The 4,077-nt window shown below is 72.7% G+C and carries 4 protein-coding genes; 1 reads left to right on the top strand and 3 read right to left on the bottom strand.

The annotated features are described in order from the left end of the window. The first annotated feature begins 209 nt into the window (after nt 1–209). Nucleotides 210–1,073 carry an amidohydrolase gene (locus AB8Z75_RS31340; protein ID WP_369207948.1) on the top strand — a complete coding sequence of 288 codons (864 nt, stop codon included), beginning with the start codon at nt 210–212 and terminating at the stop codon, nt 1,071–1,073. A 170-nt stretch (nt 1,074–1,243) separates the two neighbouring features. Here AB8Z75_RS31340 and AB8Z75_RS31335 read toward each other — a convergent pair whose 3' ends face one another. The 3 genes from AB8Z75_RS31335 to AB8Z75_RS31325 all read right to left on the bottom strand — a co-directional run bounded on the left by AB8Z75_RS31335 (nt 1,244) and on the right by AB8Z75_RS31325 (nt 4,054). Next, complete coding sequence (locus tag AB8Z75_RS31335) at nt 1,244–1,702, bottom strand: hypothetical protein (RefSeq protein ID WP_369207946.1); 459 nt, start codon at nt 1,700–1,702, stop codon at nt 1,244–1,246. A gap of 118 nt (nt 1,703–1,820) precedes the next feature. Continuing rightward, the gene (locus AB8Z75_RS31330; RefSeq protein WP_369207945.1) at nt 1,821–2,546 is read right to left on the bottom strand and encodes an aspartate/glutamate racemase family protein; all 726 of its coding nucleotides are present in this window, start codon (nt 2,544–2,546) and stop codon (nt 1,821–1,823) included. Between the two features lie 26 nt (nt 2,547–2,572). Continuing rightward, nucleotides 2,573–4,054: an NCS1 family nucleobase:cation symporter-1 gene (locus AB8Z75_RS31325; RefSeq protein ID WP_369207943.1), complete on the bottom strand. Its 1,482-nt coding sequence runs from the start codon at nt 4,052–4,054 to the stop codon at nt 2,573–2,575. Nucleotides 4,055–4,077: the final 23 nt, after the last annotated feature.

The following is a 4,077-nucleotide window of genomic DNA, read 5'->3' as shown; positions in this document are numbered from 1 at the left end:
GGCCCCCGCCCCCCCCACCCCCCCCCCCCCCCCCCCCCCCCCCCCCCCCCCCCCCCCCCCCCCCCCCCCCCCCCCCCCCCCCCCCCCCCCCCCCCCCCCCCCCCCCCCCCCCCCCCCCCCCCCCCCCCCCCCCCCCCCCCCCCCCCCCCCCCCCCCCGGCCCCGGCCCCCCCGACCCCGGACCCTGCGACGAGGAGAGAGGCGCGCAGCATGCACACTGTCGACGCGCACCATCATCTGTGGGACCTGAGCGTGCGCGACCAGCCCTGGATCAGCGGCCCCGCCATGGCACCGCTGCGCCGCTCCTTCCCTGCCGCCGAGTTCGCGCACGAGGCCCGCGCCGCCTCGGTGACGGCGAGCGTCCTGGTACAGACCGTCACCGTTGCGCAGGAGACACCGGAACTCCTCGCGCTGGCGGCCGGCAGCGACCTGATCGCGGCCGTGGTCGGCTGGACGGACCTCACCCCTCCCGGCGTACCGGAGGAGCTGGCCAGGTTGCGCGCGCTGCCCGGCGGGGAGTTCCTGCGCGGCATCCGCCATCAGGTGCAGGGCGAGCCCGATCCGGAATGGCTGGTGCGCCCCGACGTCCTGCGCGGACTGCGCGCCGTGGCGGCGCAGGGGCTCGCCTACGACCTCGTCGTCCTGCCGCACCAACTGCCGCCGGCGGTGCGGGCTGCCGCCGCCGTGCCCGAACTGACCTTCGTCCTCGACCATCTGGGCAAGCCGCCGCTGGCCGCGGGCGGGTTGCGGGACTGGGAGGCCGCACTGCGGCGCCTCGCCGCGCTGCCCAACACCGTGGGCAAGCTCTCCGGCCTGGTCACCGAGGCCGACTGGGACACCTGGACGATCGACCGGCTGCGCGGCTGCGTTGACGCGGCCCTCGACGCGTTCGGCCCGGAGCGTCTGATGTTCGGCTCCGACTGGCCGGTGTGCACACTGGCCGCGAGCTACGGGGACGTCGTGGCGGCGGCCCGGACCCTCACCACCGCGCTGAGCCCGAGCGAACAGGCCGAGGTGTGGTCGGGGACAGCGGCGCGCGCCTACGGCCTGGGCAGCCCTCCGACGGCGAGGTGACGCGCGGCCCACGGCCGGGTCGCCGGGGTCGCCGGCCGCCGCGGCCCTTTCGAGCAGCACTCCCGGCCCGCCGGATGCGCGGCGCGTTCGCCGCGGACGTCACGTGCACGAACGTCGCCGTGGCCCGGCATGTCAGGTGACGCGACGCGCCTCGGACGGGCGCGATCCCGTCAGGTGGCCCGGTGCCGTGCGCGGCGGAGGCGGACCTCCTCGCCGCCGTGCAACATGCCGGCCAGCGAGGTGCGGTCGCCGGTCTCGAGCCGGATGCCCGCGTTTCCCAGAGCCGTGGCGACGCGCTCGGGCAGCGTGCGGCGATCCTCGTCCTCCAGTTCCGCGGGATCGCGGGTCGCAGCGAGCAGAACGGTGCGCGGTCCGCCGCCCGCTCCGGTCGACCGCACGCCCACACAGCGGTCGAGTCCGGCGCGGCGCAGGGCGGCCCGCGCGTCGTCGCGCAGTTCGACGCAGGAGAGGTACTCCAGGATGACGGGTGAGCTGTAGGTGCCGGCCGCTGTGCGCGCGATCTCCTGGGCGGCGACGCCGTTGTGGCGGTCGGTGCACATGGCCCGGAACAGATCCTCGCGCACCCGCAGGTACTCCTCGACCGCGTCGCGGGTGTGCAGGTGGATCATGGCCTCGTCCTCCGGTTCGAGTTTTCGGGCAGTCGCCCCTCCCGGGGTCTGCGTTCTGACGACGTGCGTGAGGGCGGCCCACCGCGCGGGTACGGGCCCGCGCGGTCGCGGGCCGGCCTCAGCGTGCCACCGGCGGCCAGTTGCGGATCGCCTTGGCCCGCGGCGGGGCGTACGTGCGCACCTTGGACGTCGTCAGGCCGAGGCCGACGAGGGACTCGGCGACCTTCACGGCCGCGGTCACCCCGTCGACGACGGGCACCCCCGTACGGTCGACGACGCGTTCGGTCAGTCCTGACATGCCCCCGCAGCCCAGGCAGATCACTTCGGCGCGGTCGTCCTCCACCGCCCGGGCGGCCTGCTCCGCGATGGCGTCGACGGCGGCCTCCTCGTCCTGCTCCAGGGTGAGTACGGGCAGGCCGCTGGCGCGCACGGAGGCGCACCGTGCGCTGAGCCCGGCCGCCTGGAGGCGCTCCTCGATCAGGGGCACCGTGCGGTCGAGGCTGGTGACGACGGAGTAGGTGCGGCCGAGGAACTGGGCGGTGCTCGCGGCGGCCTCGGTGATGTCCACGACGGGGACGTCGAGCAGTTCCTGCAGCCCCTCGCGTCCGTGCTCGCCGTAACCCGCCTGGATGACCGCGTCGAACGGCCCCGGGTAGGCGCGGACGGTTTCCATCACGGCGAGGGCGGCGAGGTAGCTCTCGTAGTTGCCCTCCACGGACTCGGCGCCGAAGGCGGGTGTCAGGGGAACGATGTCGGTGCCGGGCGACGCGGCACTCTCCGCCTGCTGCCCGATCGACTCCGTGAGGGATCGCGTGGTGTTGACGTTCACGACGAGGATGCGCATGGTCCGGCCTTCTGCTGGTGGTTTCTTCATTCGGCGGCGACGGCGATGGCCTCGCCGTCCACGTCGCTCAGCGCCACGGTGCGGTCCGCGATGAGCGCGTACAGCCCGGCGGCGAGGAGGGCGCCGATGAACCAGGAGAACCCGGCCACGGCGTGGAAGGCGGGCACGAGGGCCACCACGACCGCCGCCGCGGCGCTGGGCGCGAAGGCGGCGACGGCCCGCGGGTTGTAGCCGCGGCGGTAGTGGTACTCGCCCTGGGCGTCCTCGGTGTAGAGGTCGGGCACGTTCACGCGGGCCTTCCGCAGCAGCCAGTAGTCCGCCATGATCACGCCGAAGAGCGGTCCGAGCAGGGCGCCGAGCCCGCCGAGGAAGTAGTTGACGACGACGGGGCTGTTGTAGAGGTTCCAGGGCAGGATCACCAGGCCCAGGACCGCGCTGACCAGCCCGGCCCGGCGGAAGTTGAGCCGGCGGGGGAAGAGGTTGACCAGCGCGTAGATGGGCGCGACGAAGTTGGCCAGCAGGTTCACCGCCACGGTCAGCGCGATCAGCGCGAGCGAGGCGACGGCCAGCAGGAACATGTTCGGAATGGTCCGCACGATGTCCGTGGGGCTCGTGATGACGTGTCCGTCGAGCTTGAACTGGGCTCCGCTGAGCACCGCGACGATGACGGCGAAGAAGAGCATGTTCACCGGGATGCCGATCACGTTGCCGCGCACGATGGAGCCGCGGCTCCTGGCAGACCGGGTGAAGTCGCAGAAGTTCAGCACGAAGGTCCCGTAGACCACGACCCACAGCGCGGAACCCTGCAGTACCTGCAGCCACATCGCGCCGCCGGTGAGCGGGGCGTCGATGGACAGCGAGACCGAGCCGTCCGCCCGGAAGAACATCCAGGCCGCGAGCGCACACATGGTGATCAGGGTGGTGGGTGCGGCGAAGGCCATGTACCTGCGGATCATCTGCATGCCGTAGCTCACGATGAGTATCTGGAGCGCCCACAGCGCCAGGAACGTGATCCAGCCGAGCGCCGACTGGCCCAGGAACGTGTTGTCGTCCAGGTGGCCCATGCCGGGGAACATCGCCACCAGGAGGGCGCTGAGTACGGATGAGGCGAGATAGGTCTGGATGCCGAACCAGGCGATGGCGACGGCCCCCCGCACTCCGGCAGGTATCTTCGCGCCCTTGACGCCGAAGGCGATGCGGCTCATGACGGGGAAGGGGACGCCCGTCTTGTGTCCCATGAAGCCGGAGAGCGTCAGCAGGAGGAAGAGCAGGACGGAGGCGAGCGCGAAGGCTGCCAGGATGCCCCACACGTTCAGGCCGAGTGCGAAAAGCCCGATGGCGAACGCGTAATTCCCGAGGCTGTGCACATCGTTGGCCCAGAGGGTGAAGACGTTGTAGGCGCCCCAGCGGCGCCCTTCTTTCTTCGTCGGGGCGAGGTCGTAGGTGTAGAGGCCAGAACTGGCGGTGCCACTGGTCTCCACGGACGACCGCTCATCCACGGCAGTCATAGGGAGCTCCGGGGAGGGGGGAG

The sequence above is a fragment of the Streptomyces sp. PU-14G genome (genome assembly GCF_041028275.1).
Classification (GTDB): Bacteria; Actinomycetota; Actinomycetes; order Streptomycetales; family Streptomycetaceae; genus Streptomyces.
This window is presented reverse-complemented; position numbering and strand designations above follow the sequence as displayed.

Bases quoted from the DNA above. Each gene is read 5' to 3' on its own strand.
- AB8Z75_RS31335 (WP_369207946.1), bottom strand. From the start codon at position 1,702: ATGATCCACCTGCACACCCGCGACGCGGTCGAGGAGTACCTGCGGGTG.
- AB8Z75_RS31330 (WP_369207945.1), bottom strand. From the start codon at position 2,546: ATGCGCATCCTCGTCGTGAACGTCAACACCACGCGATCCCTCACGGAG.
- AB8Z75_RS31325 (WP_369207943.1), bottom strand. From the start codon at position 4,054: ATGACTGCCGTGGATGAGCGGTCGTCCGTGGAGACCAGTGGCACCGCC.
- AB8Z75_RS31340 (WP_369207948.1), top strand. From the start codon at position 210: ATGCACACTGTCGACGCGCACCATCATCTGTGGGACCTGAGCGTGCGC.